This is a genomic window from Candidatus Omnitrophota bacterium (assembly GCA_030688425.1).
Classification (GTDB): domain Bacteria; phylum Omnitrophota; class Gorgyraeia; order Zapsychrales; family JANLHA01; genus JAUYIB01.
Genome location: JAUYIB010000012.1, coordinates 302,209 through 321,656, shown reverse-complemented (window position 1 = coordinate 321,656; position 19,448 = coordinate 302,209). Strand labels below are relative to the sequence as shown.

20 protein-coding genes and 1 riboswitch are annotated in these 19,448 nt (G+C 55.3%); all 20 genes read left to right on the top strand.

The window, feature by feature from the left end; all coding sequences use genetic code 11:
- The first annotated feature begins 5 nt into the window (after positions 1–5).
- The 20 genes from Q8Q08_02550 to Q8Q08_02455 all read left to right on the top strand — a co-directional run bounded on the left by Q8Q08_02550 (position 6) and on the right by Q8Q08_02455 (position 19,342).
- Positions 6–761 carry an ATP-binding protein gene (locus Q8Q08_02550; GenBank protein ID MDP2652892.1) on the top strand — a complete coding sequence of 252 codons (756 nt, stop codon included), beginning with the start codon at positions 6–8 and terminating at the stop codon, positions 759–761.
- On the top strand, positions 754–1,368 hold the full coding sequence (locus Q8Q08_02545) for a DUF924 family protein (protein MDP2652891.1): 615 nt from the start codon (positions 754–756) through the stop codon (positions 1,366–1,368). Before Q8Q08_02550 ends, Q8Q08_02545 begins: the two co-directional genes overlap by 8 nt.
- A gap of 19 nt (positions 1,369–1,387) precedes the next feature.
- Entirely contained in the window at positions 1,388–1,846 is a 459-nt protein-coding gene (locus Q8Q08_02540; protein MDP2652890.1) for a hypothetical protein, read from the top strand.
- 66 nt (positions 1,847–1,912) lie between these two features.
- Positions 1,913–1,983, top strand: a riboswitch (Fluoride riboswitch).
- Positions 1,984–2,071: 88 nt separating this feature from the next.
- Complete coding sequence (locus tag Q8Q08_02535) at positions 2,072–3,277, top strand: cation:proton antiporter (GenBank protein ID MDP2652889.1); 1,206 nt, start codon at positions 2,072–2,074, stop codon at positions 3,275–3,277.
- 28 nt (positions 3,278–3,305) lie between these two features.
- On the top strand, positions 3,306–3,638 hold the full coding sequence (locus Q8Q08_02530) for a hypothetical protein (GenBank protein MDP2652888.1): 333 nt from the start codon (positions 3,306–3,308) through the stop codon (positions 3,636–3,638).
- Between the two features lie 284 nt (positions 3,639–3,922).
- Positions 3,923–5,161, top strand: coding sequence for a PAS domain S-box protein (locus Q8Q08_02525; protein MDP2652887.1), 1,239 nt, complete (start codon positions 3,923–3,925; stop codon positions 5,159–5,161).
- A gap of 126 nt (positions 5,162–5,287) precedes the next feature.
- Positions 5,288–7,414: a CHASE domain-containing protein gene (locus Q8Q08_02520; protein ID MDP2652886.1), complete on the top strand. Its 2,127-nt coding sequence runs from the start codon at positions 5,288–5,290 to the stop codon at positions 7,412–7,414.
- Positions 7,415–7,457: 43 nt separating this feature from the next.
- Complete coding sequence (locus Q8Q08_02515; GenBank protein ID MDP2652885.1) at positions 7,458–7,712, top strand: response regulator; 255 nt, start codon at positions 7,458–7,460, stop codon at positions 7,710–7,712.
- Positions 7,709–7,978, top strand: coding sequence for a hypothetical protein (locus tag Q8Q08_02510; protein MDP2652884.1), 270 nt, complete (start codon positions 7,709–7,711; stop codon positions 7,976–7,978). The genes Q8Q08_02515 and Q8Q08_02510 overlap by 4 nt, the downstream gene beginning before the upstream one ends.
- Positions 7,971–8,438, top strand: a complete 468-nt coding sequence (locus Q8Q08_02505; protein ID MDP2652883.1) for a hypothetical protein — start codon at positions 7,971–7,973, stop codon at positions 8,436–8,438. The genes Q8Q08_02510 and Q8Q08_02505 overlap by 8 nt, the downstream gene beginning before the upstream one ends.
- Positions 8,439–8,537: 99 nt before the next feature.
- Positions 8,538–9,884 carry a cytochrome ubiquinol oxidase subunit I gene (locus Q8Q08_02500; GenBank protein ID MDP2652882.1) on the top strand — a complete coding sequence of 449 codons (1,347 nt, stop codon included), beginning with the start codon at positions 8,538–8,540 and terminating at the stop codon, positions 9,882–9,884.
- A 13-nt stretch (positions 9,885–9,897) separates the two neighbouring features.
- Positions 9,898–10,932, top strand: coding sequence for a cytochrome d ubiquinol oxidase subunit II (gene cydB, locus Q8Q08_02495; GenBank protein MDP2652881.1), 1,035 nt, complete (start codon positions 9,898–9,900; stop codon positions 10,930–10,932).
- A gap of 21 nt (positions 10,933–10,953) precedes the next feature.
- Positions 10,954–12,333, top strand: coding sequence for a deoxyribodipyrimidine photo-lyase (locus tag Q8Q08_02490; GenBank protein ID MDP2652880.1), 1,380 nt, complete (start codon positions 10,954–10,956; stop codon positions 12,331–12,333).
- Between the two features lie 69 nt (positions 12,334–12,402).
- Positions 12,403–12,999, top strand: a complete 597-nt coding sequence (locus Q8Q08_02485) for a MarC family protein (GenBank protein MDP2652879.1) — start codon at positions 12,403–12,405, stop codon at positions 12,997–12,999.
- Between the two features lie 281 nt (positions 13,000–13,280).
- Entirely contained in the window at positions 13,281–13,514 is a 234-nt protein-coding gene (locus Q8Q08_02480) for a DUF2934 domain-containing protein (GenBank protein ID MDP2652878.1), read from the top strand.
- 198 nt (positions 13,515–13,712) lie between these two features.
- Positions 13,713–14,117 carry a response regulator transcription factor gene (locus Q8Q08_02475; protein ID MDP2652877.1) on the top strand — a complete coding sequence of 135 codons (405 nt, stop codon included), beginning with the start codon at positions 13,713–13,715 and terminating at the stop codon, positions 14,115–14,117.
- A gap of 214 nt (positions 14,118–14,331) precedes the next feature.
- Entirely contained in the window at positions 14,332–15,147 is an 816-nt protein-coding gene (locus tag Q8Q08_02470) for a radical SAM protein (protein MDP2652876.1), read from the top strand.
- Between the two features lie 19 nt (positions 15,148–15,166).
- The gene (locus Q8Q08_02465; GenBank protein ID MDP2652875.1) at positions 15,167–17,296 is read left to right on the top strand and encodes a ribonucleoside triphosphate reductase; all 2,130 of its coding nucleotides are present in this window, start codon (positions 15,167–15,169) and stop codon (positions 17,294–17,296) included.
- Between the two features lie 7 nt (positions 17,297–17,303).
- The gene (locus tag Q8Q08_02460; GenBank protein MDP2652874.1) at positions 17,304–17,993 is read left to right on the top strand and encodes an anaerobic ribonucleoside-triphosphate reductase activating protein; all 690 of its coding nucleotides are present in this window, start codon (positions 17,304–17,306) and stop codon (positions 17,991–17,993) included.
- 77 nt (positions 17,994–18,070) lie between these two features.
- Positions 18,071–19,342, top strand: a complete 1,272-nt coding sequence (locus Q8Q08_02455; protein MDP2652873.1) for an NnrS family protein — start codon at positions 18,071–18,073, stop codon at positions 19,340–19,342.
- The last annotated feature ends 106 nt before the right edge of the window (positions 19,343–19,448 follow it).

Here is a 19,448-nt window from a genome sequence, read left to right as displayed (position 1 = left end):
TAACCATGTCCAGAATCAGCGAACCCCAGGAACTCATAGACGTCTCCCGCCTGGCCGGGAAGGCGATCGGGGATTATGACATGATCCAGGAAGGGGACCGGATCGCCGTCGCTGTTTCCGGCGGGAAAGACAGCATCTCTCTGTTGCACGTTCTGCGTCACCGGCAAAAAGTCGCTCCAATCCAATTCGAGGTCGCGGCCGTTCATGTGGATTTCGAGTTCGTGGATTTCAACCCCCAAAAGCTGGTCGAGTACCTGGAGCAGGAGGGCTTCCCCTATTATGTCGAACGGGCCGAGTCGTTGAAAGGCGAGAAATGGGAAGAGATCGACTGTTTCCGCTGGTCGCGCAGCCGCCGTCGCGCCCTTTTCGAATTTGCCGGCCGCATGGGGTTCAACAAGATCGCATTCGGCCATCATCTTGATGACATCGTGGAGACGATCCTCTTGAACCAGTTTTACCGCGGCGAGATCAGCGCCATGCGGCCTAAACAGGCGCTCTTCGGCGGCAAGGTCGTGATCATCCGTCCGCTGGCTTATGAGCGGGAGGAGAACATGGTCCTCTTGGCCGGGAAACTGGGGATCGAGGCCATCGGCGGCCAGTCCAAATGCGCCAACGACGAGACGTCCCACCGGATGCTCATCAAGCAGATGCTGCGGCGGATGGAGCAGGACAACCGCCAACTGGTTTGGAATATTTTCAACAGTCTGAGGAACATCAAGTCCGATTATCTTCTGGAGCCCTCTGGATCTTCGCATGGATAAAATTGAGCAAATTCTGCAGTTTTGGTTCCGAGGACTCAGCGATGAGACGGCCGTTGACCGCAAAGTCCCGCCGTTCAGCCTCTGGTTCGCCAAGAACGATGATTTCGACCGGGAGATCCGCGACACCTTCGGGGCCGACTGGGAGAAGGCCAGCCGCCGGGAATACCGTGAATGGGAAGACACCCCCCGGGGACGGCTGGCGCTCATCATCCTGTTTGACCAGTTTTCCCGAAATATGTTCCGCAACACGCCGAAGATGTTCGCGACCGATCCCCTGGCCCTGGAACTGGCTCTCCGGTCCATTCCGGAGGGCGCGGACATCCGCCTGCAACTCATCGAAAGGACGTTCGCTTACATGCCGCTCATGCATTCCGAGGAACTGCAGGTCCAGAAACTGGCCCTGGAACGGTTCCAATCTCTGGTTGACGAAGCCCGTTTGAAAATCCCCGGCAATGTTTCTTATTACGAGTATTCTCTCGGTTACGCCCGGAGGCACCATGACATCATTGAGCGTTTCGGGCGTTTTCCGCACCGGAACCTTGTCCTGAACCGGATCTCCACTCCGGAGGAAATCGAGTTTTTGCGCAAACCAGGATCGGGTTTCTGATTCCGGAAGGGAGGATGGGATGAAGAAGACTCTCTGGATTTTGGGGATCGTGGCGGCGTTGGTTGTCGTGGACGCGTTCTCCAACCGTTATTTTTCCCGGGCGCTATCCTCGGATTTCGAGGTCTCCTATTTAAAGTTCGACAAGGGGTGGGTTTATTTTCAGGTGAAAAACACCGGAAAGATGATTTACACCGGAGGGTACGCAAAGATCGTGGATTTGGAAACCGGCGCAAGCCTTTACGGCGGGAATTTTCCGGACGGATTCCACAGCGACCGTTTCCTGTCCAAGCCGGACTCGCCCTCTTTTGACAAGGCCCTGCTCAAATCCCGAGAGACCGCGTATAAACGGTACAAAATTATGGATGCTGGATTGGCGCCGCCCCGGCGGTGCCGGGCGATCATCACGCTGACGCCGGAGGACTTTCCGCAGTATCCGGAGAGAGTCGTGAAGAAATTCATAGATTTCGAGATCCCCTGACAGGGGCAGGCGTCGCCGTTGAAAAATTTCATAATTCTATGATTGAATTTTTCGGTTTTGATATATAATGAAAATGGTGATGAGGTTCACCGTATAATCACTCCGGAAATTTTGGAGTTAATAACCTCTACTGCGTTGCGTGGTAGAGGTTATTCGTTAGGCCCCTACCAAGGAAGAACTCGATAGGGGCTTATTTTTTTGCGCCCCCGCAAGAAAGGACAATGCATGGAAAGTCCGTTTACAATTGCCGCGCTTTGGCTTGGTCTCGCCGTTTTATCAACAATTGTTGCTTATCATTTGAGAATGTCAATTGCCCTTGTAGAAATTTGTGTGGGGGTTGTCGCCGCTGCGGTGGCCGATCATTTTTGGGGACCAGATGCCTTGGGCAGTAATCTCGAATGGTTGCGGTTTTTGGCGGCAACGGGAGCTGTTTTGTTGACCTTTTTGGCCGGGGCGGAGCTGGATCCGCGGGTCATTCGAACAAAATGGAAAGAGGTCCTCACCGTTGGCATTTTCGGATTTTTGGCGCCGTTCTTGGGATGCGCGGCGCTGGCGCGTTTAGTTCTTCATTGGGATCCTCAAGCCAGTTGGCTGGCGGGAGTGGCGCTTTCAACAACCTCAATGGCCGTTGTGTATGCTGTTATGCTGGAGACGGGTTTCAATAAAACAGAGTTCGGCAAAGGGATCCTGGGGGCCTGTTTTGTCAATGATTTGGGGACCGTCTTGGTCCTGGGGCTTTTGTTTGCTCCCTTTACGCATAAAACGGTTATTTTTGTCGCCGTGAGCGGCGCAGTTTTAGCCGCGTTCCCGTTTTTCACCTCATTGCTGACGAAAATTTATGGCAACAGAACGGCCGCCATCCGGGCCAAGTGGGTGATGTTGGTTTTATTCGGCCTGGGAGCTTTGGCCTATTGGTCCGGAAGTGAGGCTGTCTTGCCCGCCTATATCGCCGGGATCCTCTTGGCTGAATTTGCGGTCAAGGAGGAGCATTGGGTCAAACGTTTTCGGACCCTCACCGTCGGTTTTCTTACGCCGTTTTATTTTCTCCGGGCGGGATCGCTTGTTTCGGTACCGGCCCTGGTCACCGGCCCGTTTATTTTCTTGATTTTATTGGCAGGCAAGGTCGTTTCCAAAATTTTTGGGTTATATCCGGTCATTAGCCGTTTTCGCCAGGAACATTCAGAACGATGGTTTTACACGCTGATGATGTCCACCGGCTTGACATTCGGGACGATCTCCGCCCTTTACGGCTTTTCTCACGGTATCGTCACGCGAGAACAATACTCCTTTCTTGTCGCGGCCGTGATTGCCAGTGCGGTGATTCCCACCATGATCGCAAATATCGCATTTTTGCCAAAGCACCTTCTTCTTAAAACCAGGAAGGGACATCCTATGGGAAAAATATCAGAGGGGGGGATTGATGAAGAATGAAGAGAGACGTGAAAAGGCGGTAAATCCGATGACTACAAACGTCATCTTCCCCCAGGCCAAGGCGCGGATCAAAGAGATTCACCGGTTGTCCCGCTGTTATAACCAGAAAGTGAAAATTTCCCATCAGAAGCGGCTTCTTCATCTCATGCGCAAGCATGTGGCGGAGATCGAGGAGCTCTGCCGCCGGAAGGATAAGCACGCCGTTGTGGAAACCGGCGACCTGGTGATCCTGTGTTTCGAGCTGATCCTGGAGCATCGCGCGTCTTTGGATAAAATTTTGACTCGGTGTTTCATCCGTTATGATCAAAAGCTTTCCGGCCTGCTGGCCGATCTGCCGAAATCCCGCCGCCGATCCCGCTAACGCTTTTATTGGGTATGTTGTTGAGGAAAAGAATCGCAACGGTATGGGTGCAACATGTTGTGCTTGTATGGTTTATGGATTAGTTGAGGCATGCGTAGTCCTACCTACTTTCCCCCGTGTTTCCTCCGATTTACTTTTTTTGCCCATCGGATACAATTGGATTGGTGTTACAGGATTCTCTCCTCAGATTTTCACCCCGGACAATATCCAGCGGCACCTTGGGTTGACCAGCGGCATGATTTTTCAACAGGACCGGCCCCGGTTTTGATCAAAGGTAGGGAACCATGGCAGCAGATTCTCAAAAAAAAGGCAGGATGTCCAACCTCCTCTCCGCGCGGCTTTTCCGGGCGGTGTTAAACAGCCTTCCATATCCTTTTGTCATCCTCGACGCCGAGCGCAGATGCCTTTTTATCAATAAAGAAGGGGCCAAGAGAACAGGGTTGCCCCTGAGCCATTTGCTCGGGCGACGGGATGAGGACATCTTCCAGACCGAGGTCACGAAAGAATATTTGCCGACGCTATTAAAAGCTTATACAACGCGCAAGCCGCAAAGGTGTGAGTGTCATGTCCAATTGAAATCCGAGAAATATTCTTTCCTGTCAGATTATGTCCCCCTGCTGGACCGGCAAGGCCGGGTTGAGATGGTTTTCGGGATCACGCGGGATGTCACGCACAGCCGGATCATGAAAGAGACCCTTCAGCGTTCCGAAGACCGATTCGCCCGGGTCTTTCAGTCGGGCCCGGTGGCCATCGGGTTCTCGCGGTTGAGGGACGGGGTCATTTTGAACGTCAATGACCGCTGCGCGAAACTGTTCGGTTACAGCCGCGAGGAGATGATCGGGAGCACGGTCAAAGACCTTTATCTCTGGGCCGACATGGAGGACCGCGCGAGGACCATCCGGCAACTGAAGGAGCACGGCAGCGTCCCACCGGTCGAGAAGTTGATGCGCTGCAAATCCGGCGAACACCGGACGGTCATCATCTCCATGGAAATCATTCATTTTGAGGACCCCGCGGAGCCCATCCAGCTCGTCATGTTTATCGATATCTCCGAACGCAAAAGGATGGAGGAGTCTTTGCGGCTGTCCGAAGAGAAACTTTGGCAGCAGAAGGAGGCCCTGGAGCAAAAGAATGTGGCCTTGAACCAGCTCCTTCAGCAGATTGAATTTGAAAAAAGCAAACTCAAGGAAGACATTGCCATCAATGTCCGGGAACTCGTCCTGCCCAATCTCAAAAAGATCCGGATGCGCGCCGAAAATAGCAAATACATTGAGCTGGTGGAAGACCAGCTGACGTCTTTGGTGTCATCTTTCGGCAGGGTATTGACCCAGGCCGGTTATAAATTGAGCCCCCGGGAAGTGGAAATTTGCAATATGATCAAGGGGGGCATGAAAAGCAAGGAGATCGCCAGACTTCTGAACATATCGTGCCAGACGGTGGAAAAGCACAGAAAGAACATTCGGGAAAAGATGGAACTGGCGCACAAGGGGATAAATCTGGCGACTTTCTTGAAGGATTTTTAGGGAAAGCGGGTATATTCGATACCCATTTGATGCCTGATAAAGGCGTGTTGCTTAGAGAAATGGTAAATATTAATATTATATCCGGTGAATTATCGGCGCGGAGCATGCCAGGATGGTGGATGAGTTATGAGGAAGCATGACAATCGAAATCCGGAACAGCCCAAAGTTTTTGCCTTTGATTTTTTAATTTTTTTGATTCTCGCCCTCCTGTTAGCCTGGCCTGCCGGCCATGCCACAGCTTTACAGTTGTCTTCCGCTCCCCCCCCGGTGACATACAACACTTCCATCGCCCTGCTTCTGGCCGGGTTCGGCCTGCTGGGTGTTGTCGGCCGCCGATACGGGGTGGCCATGGCCTGCGGCGGTATCATCTTTTTTATGGGCATTTTGGGGGTCATTGAATACCTGGTTGACGCATCGCGGATTTTTGGGTGGCTTTTATTCCCCTTCCCGTTGCTGGTGGAAAATGACCCGATGGGGCCGGCGACGCCCTCCTCCGCCCTGTATTTGTTGATGATAGGTCTCGCCCTCATTTTTGCGGATAACGCCCGCCGGGACGAAAAGATCCGTTGGGGCCTTTTCTTTCTGGGAAATTTGATTTTCTCCTTGTCCGCGGTTTCCCTCACGGCGTCCCTTCTGAATCCTGCCGGGGCTTCTTCAACCTCCGGGATCCCAGCCGTTTCTTTTTTGTCCCTTTTGGGGTATGCCCTGACGGGGGGGATCCTTGTTGCCATCAACTGGCCTTCGTCCATCCAATTCCGCGCGGTCAAAATCACGACGTTGATTTGCATCCCGCTGTCTCTGCTCATTGTGATGCTCCTGCAGCATTGGCAAATCCAGTCCATCAAGAGCAGGTTTGAAAAAGAGGCCCAGCAGAGGGCCCTTCTGATGGGCCGGGAAATTAAAATCAGCCTGGAGGCCATCCATTCTTTGAAAGCCTTGTATGACAGTTCCGTGCAGGTGGAACGGGAGGAGTTTAAGGAGTTTTCCAGAACTGTTTTGAGCAATCATCCGACCATCAGAGCGTTGGAATGGGCGCCGCGCGTCCTGGCCGGACAGCGGGAGATTTTTGAGGGGGGACAGTTTCTAACAGGTGTTCAGGACCTGGCCATCCCCGTCCTTGACCCGCATGGCCGGCCGGCAGAGCCGAGGCCGGAATATCTTCCGTTGTTTTACATCGAGCCCGGGGGAGACCCCAGCCGTCTTGGCCTGGATCTGGGAGCCGTGCCGGAGGAGCAGGGCGTTTTACGGCAGGTCCACCGCACGGGGGCGAGCGGGATTGGTGAGAATTTCATTCTTGGGGGACACTCTGTTTTTCGCGTCTATGTCCCGGTCTTTAACAAGGCCGGATCATCGTCCCCCGAGCATTTTCAGGGCGTGATCGTCGGGGTCCTTTCGCAAGCCGATATTTTCAATGCGGCCTTGACGTATGTCCCCCCGGTTGGAATTGACATCGGGTTGTATGATGCGACCCCGGGGCGCGAGAAAAAATTGCTGTTTTATCACCGTTCCCGGACGGCGGAGAAAGGGCGTGAGGAATGGGCCCCGGCACCCCTGCTGAGGAAACTGGACAAGATCGTTTTTTCTACCACGGTGGATGTCCTGGATCATCACTGGGAGATTATGTGTGTCCCGACTCCTCAATTTTACGATTCTGACAACACCTGGCTGCCGTGGGGAATGCTGGCGATTTTGCTGATATCCAATGTTTTATTGCTCCGATATCTGTGGGTGAGCGCCGTCTACCGGGCGGACATCGAGAAGAAAGTGACTGAGCGGACCACGGCTTTGACAGCGGCCAACGCCGCCCTCAAGGATACGAACGTGCACCTCGAGCGGTATTCGGACGAGTTGCAAATGGTGCAAACCGCCCTCCGGGAGGGCGAGCAGCAGTACCGCCAGACCCTGGACGCCATCGCGGACATGGTCTTGGTCAAGGGGCCGAAGTCGGTCATCATTTGGGCCAACAAGGCCTTTTGCGATTATTACGGCATGACCAATGAACAGTTGCAGGGACGGATTGACGCCGCCTTCAACGAGCCGAGTTATACACAGCAGTATCTTTTTGATGACGCCCATGTTTTCTCCACCGGAGAAATCCTGGATATCCCGGAAGAGCCGGTCACCCGCCATGACGGGACAGTTCGGATTTTTCATACCGTTAAGGCCCCGATTTTTGATGAGGAAGGGAACGTCAAGATGACCGTAGGCGTGTCCCGGGACATCACGGGCCACATGGAAAAAAAGACCTGTTAACCCGTCGAACCAAAATGCCTTTGGTCACTGAGAGAGGGAAGTCGTGGGCAATAAAATGAACGTCGTCGTGATCGATGATGAAAAGGATCTGTGCTCTTTGGTCAGGGACATCCTGGAGGGAACGGGCCCTTACGAGGTGTCCATGGCGTATGACGGCGCGCAGGGAATGGAGATGTGCGCGGCCTTGAATCCGGATTTGGTTTTCCTGGATTTTGTCATGCCCAAGATGAGGGGAGACGAAGTCGTTAAGCGTCTGAAAGCCCCGGGCTGGTCTGCAAAAGCTGGATCATCCTTATGAGCGGGCTGGGGGAGATGGTCTATCTTCGGGACAAGGCCCAGTGGCGCTGGCTTCCCAATACCACGGCCATCCATGAGCGCGGAACCATCCCTGATGTCCTGAAGTGGAAAAGAGCGCCGGAGGAGATCGCAAACGAATTCGGTGTGCATGCCTATATCCCAAAACCGTTTTCAAGAGACGTGCTGGTGGATGCCATCCGTGGCGTTTCTGGGGCCCAGAGTTTAAGAGCGCAAACTTTGATAGAAAGGGTGGGGATTGATGAATAATCCTTTTTTAACGGACAAGAAGCCCCTGGCCCCCGGGCAAAACGAGCGTGAAGGATCAAGGTTGCAAAGGCCCAGACCCAGGATCCTTCTTCTGGACCCGGATACCGCAGTCTGCCGCGAGCTGAAATACCTGTTTTCGTGGGACGGATGCGAAACCGTGGCGGTGACGTCCCGGGAGGCTTTACGGGAGGAGATCCGGAAGGTCAACCCGCACGTGGTCGTGCTCAAGAATTTTCCTCCGGAAATCGATGCCTGGGAATTATCGAACCGCATCAACGATGTTCCTGTGATGACAGGCACGCCGGTCGTGATTTACCAGAATATCGGGCAGTTTATCGGCCGCTCCGAGGGGCCGGAAGACCCTCCCCGCCGGAAGATCTTCGCTTTGAACGCCGAGGGGTATGAATTGGTGAGACAGGTCCGCGAGCTTTTGCTCTCCCGGGGCGCCTGTGACGCATAGTTTCCCGCAAAACAAGTGGACAGGATAAGTAAATATTATTAAAATGGTAACGTTAACAGCTTGGCAATTGTTGCCGGGCAACCATGCTGGCCCTGTCCTATGGATGTCCTCCTGTTGTCCAGAATTCAATTCGCCCTCACAATCGCTTTTCATTATATCTATCCTCCGTTAAGCATCGGGCTTGGCATCCTTCTGGTGATCATGGAAGGGATGTACCTCAAGACCCGTAACCCGCTTTACCACCAAATGACCCGGTTCTGGGTCAAGATTTTCGGTCTCACCTTTGCCATCGGCGTGGCGACCGGGATCGTTATGGAATTTGAGTTCGGGACGAACTGGGCCACCTATTCCCGGTACGTGGGCGACGTGTTCGGCAGCGCCCTGGCCGCGGAGGGGATCTTCGCGTTTTTCCTCGAGTCCGGGTTCCTTGCCGTTCTGCTGTTCGGCTGGGACAAGGTGTCTCCGGCCGTGCATTTTTTTTCGACGGTGATGGTCTGCCTGGGCGCGCATTTTTCATCGATCTGGATCGTGGTGGCCGGGTCCTGGATGCAGACCCCGGCCGGTTATCATATCGTCGGTGAGGGCATGAGCGCCCGGGCCGAGATCACGGATTTTTGGGCCATGGTATTCAACCCGTCTTCCATGGACCGGCTGGCCCATGTGGTCCTGGGCTGCTGGCAGGCCGGCGCGATGCTGGTGTTGAGCATTTCAGCTTACTATTTATTACAGAGAAAATACGAAGAGTTTGCCAGGGCTTCCATGAAGATCGCTTTGTTTTTGGCGCTGTTCGCTTCCCTGGCCCAGCTTGCGAGCGGACATTCGAGCGCCAAGCTGGCGGCGAAGTATCAGCCCGCCAAACTGGCCGCCATGGAAGGGCATTTTGAAGAATCGGCCCCGGCCGCCCTGTATCTGTTCGGAAGGCCCGATGAGAAGAATGAACAGATGACGGGAGGGATCCAGGTCCCGGGGATGGTGAGCTTTCTGATCCACGAGGATACGAAAGCCCCGGTCCAGGGGCTGAAGGCCTTCAGGAAAGAAGACCGCCCGCCGGTGAATATCGTTTTTTATTCTTTTCATTTGATGATCGTGGTCGGGATGTTCTTGATCGCGCTCAACGTCCTTGGCTTTGTCCTGCTGCTGCAGGGAAGACTTTTCAGCGCGCGGCCGATCCTCTGGATATATGTCTTTGCGGTCCTCGGCCCGCAGATCGCCAACCAGACAGGATGGATCACGGCTGAGGTCGGCCGCCAGCCGTGGATCGTTTACGGCCTGTTGCGCACGTCGGAGGCGCTGTCCAAAACAGTGACGGCCAGCATGGTCCTGACGTCGCTGATCATGTTCTCGGTCATTTATGTCCTTTTGTTTGTTTTGTTTATTTACCTGCTGGACAGCAAAATTCGCCAGGGCCCAGACCAGGCGGACGAGTTGCAGCCGCACCGGGCTTAAAAAGGAATAACGGATGTTTGATTTCACTCACCTGGATTTGAACTTGATCTGGTTCATCCTGATCGGCGTGCTGTTCAGCGGATACGCCATGCTGGACGGATTTGACCTCGGCATCGGCGCTTTGCATCTGTTGACCAGGACGGACAGCGAGCGGCGGCTCATGATCAATTCCATCGGGCCGGTCTGGGACGGCAATGAAGTATGGCTTGTCACCGGCGGGGGGGCGCTGTTCGCGGCCTTCCCGGACGTTTATGCGACCCTGGCGTCGGGATTTTATTTCGCGGTGATGCTGCTTCTGTTGTCGCTGATCTTCCGCGCGGTTGCGATTGAATTCCGCAGCAAGCATCCGTCCCCGGCCTGGCGCCAGTTCTGGGATGTGAGTTTCAGCGTCTCCAGCATCCTGGCCAGCCTTGTGCTGGGGATCGCGCTGGGTAATCTTGTCCGCGGCGTTCCCCTCGGGGCCGACAAGGAATTCGCCGGAACGTTCTGGGGCCTGTTCAATCCCTATGCGGTCCTGGTGGGGATCACGACCGTGGCCCTGTTCATGATGCACGGCTCGATCTATGCCGTCCTCAAGACAGAAGGGGAGTTCCACGCCAAGGTGAGGGGATGGGTCAACAACTGTATCATCTTTTTTATCATCTGTTATGCCGCCACCACCATGGTGACCCTTGTTTACATGCCCCATATGGTCGACAAGTTCCGGGACCATCCGGTTTTCTTCGCGATCCCCCTGTTGAATATGCTGACCATCGCCAACATCCCCCGCGAGATTCATCACGGCCGCGCTTTTATGGCGATCGTATCGTCCTGCGCCGCCATGCTGGCATTGATCGCGCTCGTCGGCATCGGGATCCATCCGAACATCGTAGCGTCCGATCCCGGCCCGGAACACAGCCTGACGATCTACAACGCGGCGTCTTCGATTCGGGCGCTGAACTATATGCTCAACATCGCGGTCCTCGGCATTCCGTTCGTCCTCGCGTACACCATCGGCATCTACTGGATTTTCCGCGGCAAGGTCAGGCTGACAAAAGACAGCTATTGACCCTATAAAAGCGAGTCCCCGATGCCCTTCCCTTATGACAAATCGCTGTTCATCTTCCGCCGCGACCTTCGGCTGGACGACAATACCGCCCTGTTGTCCGCGCAGGAGTCGTCCCGGACCGTGATCCCCTGTTTTATCCTGGATCCGAGGCAGATCAGCGACAACCCTTACCGTTCAGACAATAGTGTACAGTTCATGCTGGAATCCCTGGAAGACCTTGCCGGTCAGATCCGGCAAAAAGGCGGGAGATTTTATCTTTTGTTCGGCCGGCCGGACAAGGCGTTGGAAAAGATCCTGACGCGGGAAAGTATCCAGGCCGTCTTTATCAACAGGGATTACACGCCTTTCAGCATCCAGCGGGACCTGGCGTTAAAGCACATTTGCGAAAAAAACGGCGTGGTCTTTGATGAATCCGACGATTGCCTCCTGCATGAGCCGGAAGCCGTGGTCAAGGACGACGGCGGCGTTTATACGGTATTCACTCCGTTCTTCCGCAAGAGCGCGTCCCTGCCGGTCCGCCCTCCTCGGGCCAACACTCTCGGGAATTTTTTTCAGGGTGACATCCCCGGTCAGGTGGACCTGGCGGCGCAGAATGTCCTGGGACGTCTCAATTCCGATCTGGCTGTGAGGGGCGGACGGAAGAACGCGCTGAAGATCCTTGCGTCCCTGAAGGAGTTCCGGAATTACGAGCGCGCCAGGGATATCCCGTCGGTGAAAGGCACAACCGGGCTGTCCGCCCACTTGAAATTCGGGACCTGCTCGGCGCGGGAGGTCTATGCCGCGGTCCAGGAGGAATTGGGGGAGGGGCATCCCTTGATCCGCCAGTTATACTGGAGGGATTTTTTTACGTATGTGGGGTTTCATTGTCCACAGGTCCTGGCCGGCGCGTTTGTCGAAAAGTATAACAGGATCCCCTGGGAAAATGACGAGAAGAAATTCAGGCGCTGGCGCGACGGGCTGACCGGTTTCCCGGTCGTGGACGCCGGGATGCGTGAGCTCAACGCGACGGGCTTCATGCATAACCGCGTGCGGATGATCACCGCTTCGTTTCTGGTCAAGGACCTGCACGTCGACTGGCGGTGGGGCGAGAAATATTTCGCGCAGAAATTGGTGGATTACGATCCTTTCGTGAATAACGGGAATTGGCAGTGGGCGGCTTCGACCGGATGCGACGCCCAGCCGTATTTCCGGATTTTTAATCCCTGGCTACAGCAGGAGCGGTTCGACAAGGACTGCCGCTACATCAAGCAGTGGGTCCCTGAGTTGAAAGACCTGCGCCCGCAGGACATCCACCGCCTCGGGAAGGCCTGCCCTTCAGGTTTGCGCGGCTATCCTCTGCCGCTTGTGGACCATGCGCTGGAAAGCCGGATTTCCAGGGAGATGTTCCTCGCGGTCCGTTGAAAATTCACCTCCTTTTGCTGGAAGAGAAACGGGAGTCGGCTATAATAAGGAAAAGAAAGGAACTCTCCCATGGGGCATGACCTTTTGCTGGCGTTCATCCCGATTTTCTTTGCCGTTGATCCCATCGGCGCCCTGCCGATTTTTTGCACTCTGACCAAAGGGCTCAACCCCGCCGAGCGGCGTGCGGTCACGATCCAGTCTTTGTTCACGGCGGTGGGGCTGGCTGTCGGCTTTTTGCTGACCGGCCGGCTGGTGTTCCGCCTGTTGGGGCTCACCATGGGCGACTTCATGATCGCGGGCGGGGCCATCCTGTTCTGCCTGGCCATGATCGACCTCATTGTCCCGGCAAAGAACCAGAAAAAGATATCCAAGGATTACGGGGCGGTGCCGATCGGGACCCCTCTTGTCGTCGGGCCTGCGGTCTTGACCATCTCTTTGATGCTTCAGGATGTTTACGGCCTTATGGTGACCATGGCGGCGCTCCTCATCAACCTGTTCTTGGTCGGGGTCGTGTTCATCTTTTCCGAGCACCTGATCCGTTTCCTCGGGGAGGTGGGGACGCGCGTCATGTCCAAGGTCATGTCTCTGCTCCTGGCCTCGATCGGCGTCATGATGATCCGCCGGGGTTTTTTGGAGATTCTGCCCATGTTTTTGCAGCGCCCTTGATCAATGTCCCGGTGTGCCCGTGTTGAACGAACGCACAGAGAGATATCATGATGCGTGTCTTTTTTTCGGGATCATCGGCCCGGCCAGAGAGAAATCCTTCCCTTGAAGAGTTGAGAGGCCCCGTTGCTGTCTTGGCATGCGGGGTCGTTTTTTTGCCCATTTTCTTTACCGCTTTGATTAAGGAATACGTGCAACTTTTTAATTTTCTACGTATATTACCGGATTCCTGTTAAGGACAAAGATCATTACAATCATATTGGAACGCAACCAGGGGAGGCTGTATGGTCAAAACGATCATGGCGCATCTTAAACATTTCTTAAAACCCATGACGGGAAGAGAAGATCAGCATTCCTCCGTCGGAGGAGACGAATTCCGCCGCATGGTCGAGCGGGCCGCGTACGATCTTTACCTGCGCCGAGGTAAAGAAAACGGACATCACCGGGAAGATTGGGATGATGCTGAGCGGATCGTTCGGGAGGAGTTGGCGGGTCGCGGCCGCCGGTGGCTGTCCTGACGTCAACGCAGGGAGCGCGCATGAAGGCCAAGTCATCCAAAGGCCAATAACCGGCCCGGGCGTCTGTTTCAAAAGCATCTCCATCAAGAAACCGGCGCAAGCGAACGTGGCCTTCTGCGGGATGGACAGCAAGAATAGGTGCTCCTGTTGCGGCTGTCATGTCTGGCCGCAAGTGTTCCCGGAACAGCGGGGTGACTCATGGCCAGGATTTTGATTGTGGAGGACAATCCGGAATTTTGCCGGATGCTTCTTGCTTATCTGTCCCGCCATGCCCATGAAGGGGAAATTTCTTCCGTCGTCAGCGGGGGCGAAGCTGTTGCCCGGGCCCAGGCCTTTCAGCCGGATGTCGTGATTATAGGTATCCAGCTTCCTCAGGGAAACGGCCTCGAAACCGCCAGAGCGATTGGAAAAATAATCCCCGGCTGCCAGTTTATTATCCTGTCGATGTTCGACGCCTCCCGGTATCAATTCCTGGTCAAGGGGATCAAGGTCGCCGCCATGATCGAAAAGGGGGCATTGCTGGAAGAGTTGCTTCCTGCGATTAAGAGAGCCTTGAAACCCCAATCCCCCCTCTCCCGTAAACGTTCTTTCCCCCCATCATAACTTTTCCCTTGAAATGGAATCTGCTCTTGATGTTTGGGACATGAACGCTCTTGGACCGCATGGTGTTCATGCGGGTGCTTCGCCGGGGCCATTTGCCCCAGTTCCCGTAATCCTGCGGACTTTTCTACGTATATTTTCTTATTTACTAAATATGGTATTGGTATATAATGACCATACCAATATATAGTGTTTTATTCCCTAAAAAGGCAGACAGATGTCTGAACAATTCAAATATATCTATGGCCCGCTGTATTCCTGGCGGCTGGGACGGTCCCTCGGCATTGATCCCCTGGCCACTCCGGAGAAAGTTTGCACGTTCGACTGCGTGTACTGCCAACTGGGCAAGACCGTGAGGTTCGATTTCGAACGCCGAGAATTTGTCCCCTCCGCCGCGATCATGGATGAGATCAGGGCCCTTCCTGAAGACTGCGAGATAGATTATCTCACGTTCTCCGGCCGCGGCGAGCCGACGCTGGCCGCCAACCTCGGTGAGATGATCGACGACTTGCGCAAGATCCGGCCCGAGCCCATCGCCGTGATCACCAATTCTTCGCTCATGGACCGGCCCGATGTCCGGCTGGATCTGGCCATGGCCGACATGGTCGTGGCCAAACTGGACGCGCACTCGGACGAAAGCTTCCGCCAGGTGGATCAGGCCCACAAGGTTGTCGACTTCTCCACCATGTTGCGTTCCATCCAGTTGTTCCGCGAAGATTTTTCGGGCAAGTTCGCCCTGCAGATCATGTTCATTCCGGAAAACAAATGTTTCGCCGGGGAGATCGCCAAGATCGCTGTTTCACTTGCGCCCGACGAGATCCAGCTCAATACGCCGACGCGGCCCAGCGGCGCCACGGTCTTGACCCCGGAGGAGATGGAGGAGGTCAAACGGGACTTTAGCGGGATGCATGTCATCTCCGTTTACGACGCCGAAACCAAAAGTATCGAACCGTTCGACCACAGGGGAACCGTCTTGCGGCACGGGATGTACGGGCCCAAGAAAAACATTTCCAAGGTTTCATTCCGCAACTAACAACCAGGGGGAGGAAGCAATGTCGCCAACGCTCACTTTCACGAAAATCATCAAACGCGACGGGCGGGTGGAAGATTTTAAGCCGGAAAAAATCACCCGGGCCATTCACAAAGCCGGAGAGGCTACCGGAGAGTTCGGCCTGGAGATGGCGCAGAAGCTCACCATTCGCGCTTTGAACATCGCCCAGCAGTTCTTGGGCGGTGATATCCCGACGGTGGAGCAGCTCCAGGACATTGTCGAGGACGTCCTCCTCACATCCCCCTACAAAAAGACGTCCAAGGCGTATATCCTTTACCGCGAACAGCACGCCCAGATCCGCGAGATCACCTCGCAGGCCAACACGGACCTGGTGGACCGCTACCTTAATAAGGAAGACTGGCTGATCAACGAGAACAGCAACATGGCTTTTTCCCTCCAGGGGCTCAATCAGTATGTGTCTTCGGAGATCAGCAAGGTTTATTGGCTTAACAAAGTGTATCCGCCGGCGGTCAAAGAGGCCCATCTGCAGGGCGCCATGCATCTGCACGATTTGGGGTTGATCAGCGTTTATTGCGTGGGCTGGGACCTGCAGGACGTCCTGACTCAGGGGTTCCGCGGCGCGTTCGGTAAAATGGAATCCGCTCCGGCCAAACATCTGCGCAGCGCCCTGGGCCAGATCGTGAATTTTTTCTACACCCTGCAGGGCGAAGCGGCCGGGGCCCAGGCCTTTTCCAATTTCGACACGTTCCTGGCCCCGTTCATCCGGTACGACAATCTGACCTACAGGGACGTCAAGCAGGCGCTCCAGGAATTTGTGTTCAACATCAACGTCCCGACCCGCGTGGGGTTCCAGACGCCGTTCACCAACATCACCATGGACCTCACCGTGCCCTCGATGATGCGCGACCAGGCGGTGATCATCGGCGGGCAGATGCAGAAAGAGACGTACGGCGACTTCCAGAAGGAGATGGATTTGTTTAACAAGGCGTTTCTCGAGGTCATGCTCGAAGGCGACGCCAAGGGGCGAGTGTTCACGTTCCCGATCCCGACCTACAACATGACCAAGGACTTTGACTGGGACAATCCGAACCTGGATCTCCTCTGGAAGATCACGGCGAAGTACGGCATCCCGTATTTCTCCAATTTCATCAACTCCGACATGAACCCCGAGGACACGCGCAGCATGTGCTGCCGCCTGCGCCTGGATAACCGCGAGCTGCGCAGCCGCGGCGGCGGGTTGTTCGGCGCTTCGCCCTTGACCGGTTCGATCGGGGTCGTCACCATCAACCTCCCGCGGCTGGGGTATCTGGCCAAGACCGAAGAGGAATTCCTCAGCCGGCTCGAGAACCTCATGGGGCTGGCCAAGGACAGCCTGGAGATCAAAAGAAAGATCCTCGAGAAATTCACAGGCGAGGATTTGTATCCCTACATCAAGTTCTATCTGCGCAACATCAAGGCCAAGACCGATCAATACTGGAAGAACCATTTCTCCACGATCGGCCTGGTGGGGATGAACGAGGCCTGCCAGAATCTCCTGAAGACCCCGATCACCTCGCCCGAGGGCCAGGAGTTCGCGATCAGGGTCCTGGAGTTCATGAGAGAGAAGTTGATGCAGTATCAGCAGGAGACCACCAACATCTATAATCTGGAGGCCACCCCGGCCGAAGGCACGAGCTACCGGCTGGCGAAGCTTGACAAAAAGCTTTACCCGGAGATCTCCTGCGCCAATGAAGAGGAATGGCGGCAGGGCAGGGAGCCGTTTTACACCAACTCCACGCACCTTCCGGTGAATTATTCCGACGACATCTTTGAGGTTCTGGAACTGCAGGACAAGCTCCAGACCCGGTACACCGGCGGCACGGTCCTGCACGGGTTCGTGGGGGAAAAGATCGAAGACGCGATGGCCCTGAAGAGCATGGTCAAGACGATCTGCCACAAGTTCCGCCTGCCCTATTTCACGATCACTCCGACCTTCAGCGTGTGCCCGTCCTGCGGGTATCATGCCGGCGAGCACCCTTCCTGCGGCAAATGCGGCAGTGAGTGCGAGGTGTATTCCCGCATCGTCGGGTACTTGCGCCCGGTGCAGCAGTGGAACAAGGGTAAAAAAGAAGAATTTAAAAAAAGAGAAACTTACAAATTCGTCGCCGTGGAGAACATGGCGGCGTCGTGAAAGCTCTATGAAAATCGGAGGCCTGCAAAAGTTTTCTCTCATTGATTTTCCGGGCAGGATCAGCGCGGTGATCTTTACCCAGGGGTGCAACTTCCGTTGCCCCTTTTGCCATAATCCCGAGCTGGTCCTGCCGGAGCTTTTCCGTGAGCCCATCCCCGAACAGGAAGTCATGGATTTTCTCAAGAGGCGCAAGGAATATCTGGAAGGGGTGACGGTGACCGGCGGCGAGCCGACGCTCCAGAAAGACCTGCCGGACTTCCTGGAGAAGGTTCGCGCCCTGGGCTACGCGATCAAACTGGACACCAACGGCAGCAACCCCGCCATGCTCGGACAGATCCTGGCCCGGAATCTGGTGAATTACGTGGCCATGGACATCAAGGCGCCACTGGCCAAATACGACCGGGTGGCCGGCGTCAGCGGCCATACCGAGGCGGTCCAGTGCAGCATCGACCTCATTTTGGCATCGCGCATTCCCCACCAGTTCCGGACCACCGTCGTCAAGGCGCTGTGCTCGGAGCAGGACATCGAGGATGCCGTTCCCCTGGTCAAGAATTCCCGGCACTACATCCTGCAGAAATTCATCCCCAGCGAAAAAATCCTCAGCCGGGACCTCGTCACCCATCCCCAGTACTCGGACGAGGACATGGCCGTCTTGAAGGAACGGTGGGAACGGCATTCTCATTCTGTTTACGCGTAATCCCCATCCGGCATTTTTAAACCCCGAGGGTTGACAGTCCCCCCGGGGTTGTTTATGCTCAATGGAAGAAAGGATGCATGATGCCCAACCTGCGATCCCTGATCCCCGCGTTCTGCCGGGAACCCTACCGCCTGTTTTTTCCCCTTGGTGTCCTGATGGGAAGCGTCGGCGCGGGACACTGGTTGTTTTACTGGCTGAAATGGATGCCGAATTATTCCGCCTTTTTCCATTCGTCGCTGCAGATCCTCGTTTACATGAACTGCTTTATTATCGGATTTCTCATGACCGCTGTCCCCCGGTTCACCATGACCCGTCCGGCAACGGCGGGAGAAGTGGCGGGAGCGCTGTTTGTTTTGCTCGGAATCGCAGGATTTCTCTCTCTGGAGCAATGGGTGGCGGCCGAAGGGTGTTACATCCTTTGGCTGGCCCTGCTGGCCCGTTTCGCGCTGGTACGGATTGCCCAGCGTCCCCGCCATACCGGCGGACAGGCGCCTCTGGAGCTGGTTTGGGTTCCGATCGCGGTCTTGCACGGTGTCGTGGGCACCCTGGTGTTGATGCTCGGCCAGCTCAAGGTCCTGCCGCTGTGGGCCCTGAAGGTCGGCAAGCCGATGATGGACCAGGGATTTTTGTTGTGCATTGTCCTTGGCGTGGGCGGATTCCTGATTCCCCGGATCATGGGCACATATCCATCCGTTCCGCCGCTGCATAACGGTCATGACGAAGAGGATTGCCACGCCAGGACCGTGCCGGTCCACCGGCCCGCCGGAGACATCCGGTATTATCTGGCGGGAGGGCTGCTGATTTTGCTCAGTTTTTGGATCGAGGGGCTGGGCTGGCCGCGCTGGGGATACATCCTGCGCGCCGGCGTGGCCACGGCCGTGTTCCTGCGCACCGGCGCCCTGAAATGGCCGCGGTTTTCGGATCTATACATCCGTCTCACCTGGGTCTCTGTGTGGATGACCCTGCTGGGATTCTGGCTGGCCGGGATTTTTGTTGATTACAATATTGTGATGTTGCACATTTCTTTTATCGGGGGATTCAGTTTGATGACCTTTGCCATCGCTACCATGGTGACGATGAGCCATGCCGGCCAGGCTGAAAATTTGCGCAAACCTTTGTGGGTTCTGTGGGTGGTCGGTCTCGGCCTGGCGCTGGCCGTGATGAAACGCACGATGCTGATCGCGTATCCGGACGCCTATTTCAGGATGCTCGGTTTGGCGGCCGCGTTCTGGATCTTTGCGGGGTTGTGCTGGCTGGCGTTCGCGCTGCCGCTGGTTTTAAAAATCCCGAATCAGGATGAATTTGAGAAGATGCATGAAGAGGCCAAAAAGAGAATGGGGGGGTCGTGATCCCACGGGTTTTATTTAAGAAATACAGCAAAGGTGCTCTCCCCACCCCCGCATTGTTTCAGGTCTCTGCCCGCAATCCCTTTGCCGATTTGTCATCCGGTGAGAA

Coding starts and splice junctions, on each gene's coding strand:
- Q8Q08_02550 (MDP2652892.1), top strand. CDS start 6: ATGTCCAGAATCAGCGAACCCCAGGAACTCATAGACGTCTCCCGCCTG.
- Q8Q08_02545 (MDP2652891.1), top strand. CDS start 754: ATGGATAAAATTGAGCAAATTCTGCAGTTTTGGTTCCGAGGACTCAGC.
- Q8Q08_02540 (MDP2652890.1), top strand. CDS start 1,388: ATGAAGAAGACTCTCTGGATTTTGGGGATCGTGGCGGCGTTGGTTGTC.
- Q8Q08_02535 (MDP2652889.1), top strand. CDS start 2,072: ATGGAAAGTCCGTTTACAATTGCCGCGCTTTGGCTTGGTCTCGCCGTT.
- Q8Q08_02530 (MDP2652888.1), top strand. CDS start 3,306: ATGACTACAAACGTCATCTTCCCCCAGGCCAAGGCGCGGATCAAAGAG.
- Q8Q08_02525 (MDP2652887.1), top strand. CDS start 3,923: ATGGCAGCAGATTCTCAAAAAAAAGGCAGGATGTCCAACCTCCTCTCC.
- Q8Q08_02520 (MDP2652886.1), top strand. CDS start 5,288: ATGAGGAAGCATGACAATCGAAATCCGGAACAGCCCAAAGTTTTTGCC.
- Q8Q08_02510 (MDP2652884.1), top strand. CDS start 7,709: ATGAGCGGGCTGGGGGAGATGGTCTATCTTCGGGACAAGGCCCAGTGG.
- Q8Q08_02505 (MDP2652883.1), top strand. CDS start 7,971: ATGAATAATCCTTTTTTAACGGACAAGAAGCCCCTGGCCCCCGGGCAA.
- Q8Q08_02500 (MDP2652882.1), top strand. CDS start 8,538: ATGGATGTCCTCCTGTTGTCCAGAATTCAATTCGCCCTCACAATCGCT.
- cydB (MDP2652881.1), top strand. CDS start 9,898: ATGTTTGATTTCACTCACCTGGATTTGAACTTGATCTGGTTCATCCTG.
- Q8Q08_02490 (MDP2652880.1), top strand. CDS start 10,954: ATGCCCTTCCCTTATGACAAATCGCTGTTCATCTTCCGCCGCGACCTT.
- Q8Q08_02485 (MDP2652879.1), top strand. CDS start 12,403: ATGGGGCATGACCTTTTGCTGGCGTTCATCCCGATTTTCTTTGCCGTT.
- Q8Q08_02480 (MDP2652878.1), top strand. CDS start 13,281: ATGGTCAAAACGATCATGGCGCATCTTAAACATTTCTTAAAACCCATG.
- Q8Q08_02475 (MDP2652877.1), top strand. CDS start 13,713: ATGGCCAGGATTTTGATTGTGGAGGACAATCCGGAATTTTGCCGGATG.
- Q8Q08_02470 (MDP2652876.1), top strand. CDS start 14,332: ATGTCTGAACAATTCAAATATATCTATGGCCCGCTGTATTCCTGGCGG.
- Q8Q08_02465 (MDP2652875.1), top strand. CDS start 15,167: ATGTCGCCAACGCTCACTTTCACGAAAATCATCAAACGCGACGGGCGG.
- Q8Q08_02460 (MDP2652874.1), top strand. CDS start 17,304: ATGAAAATCGGAGGCCTGCAAAAGTTTTCTCTCATTGATTTTCCGGGC.
- Q8Q08_02455 (MDP2652873.1), top strand. CDS start 18,071: ATGATGCCCAACCTGCGATCCCTGATCCCCGCGTTCTGCCGGGAACCC.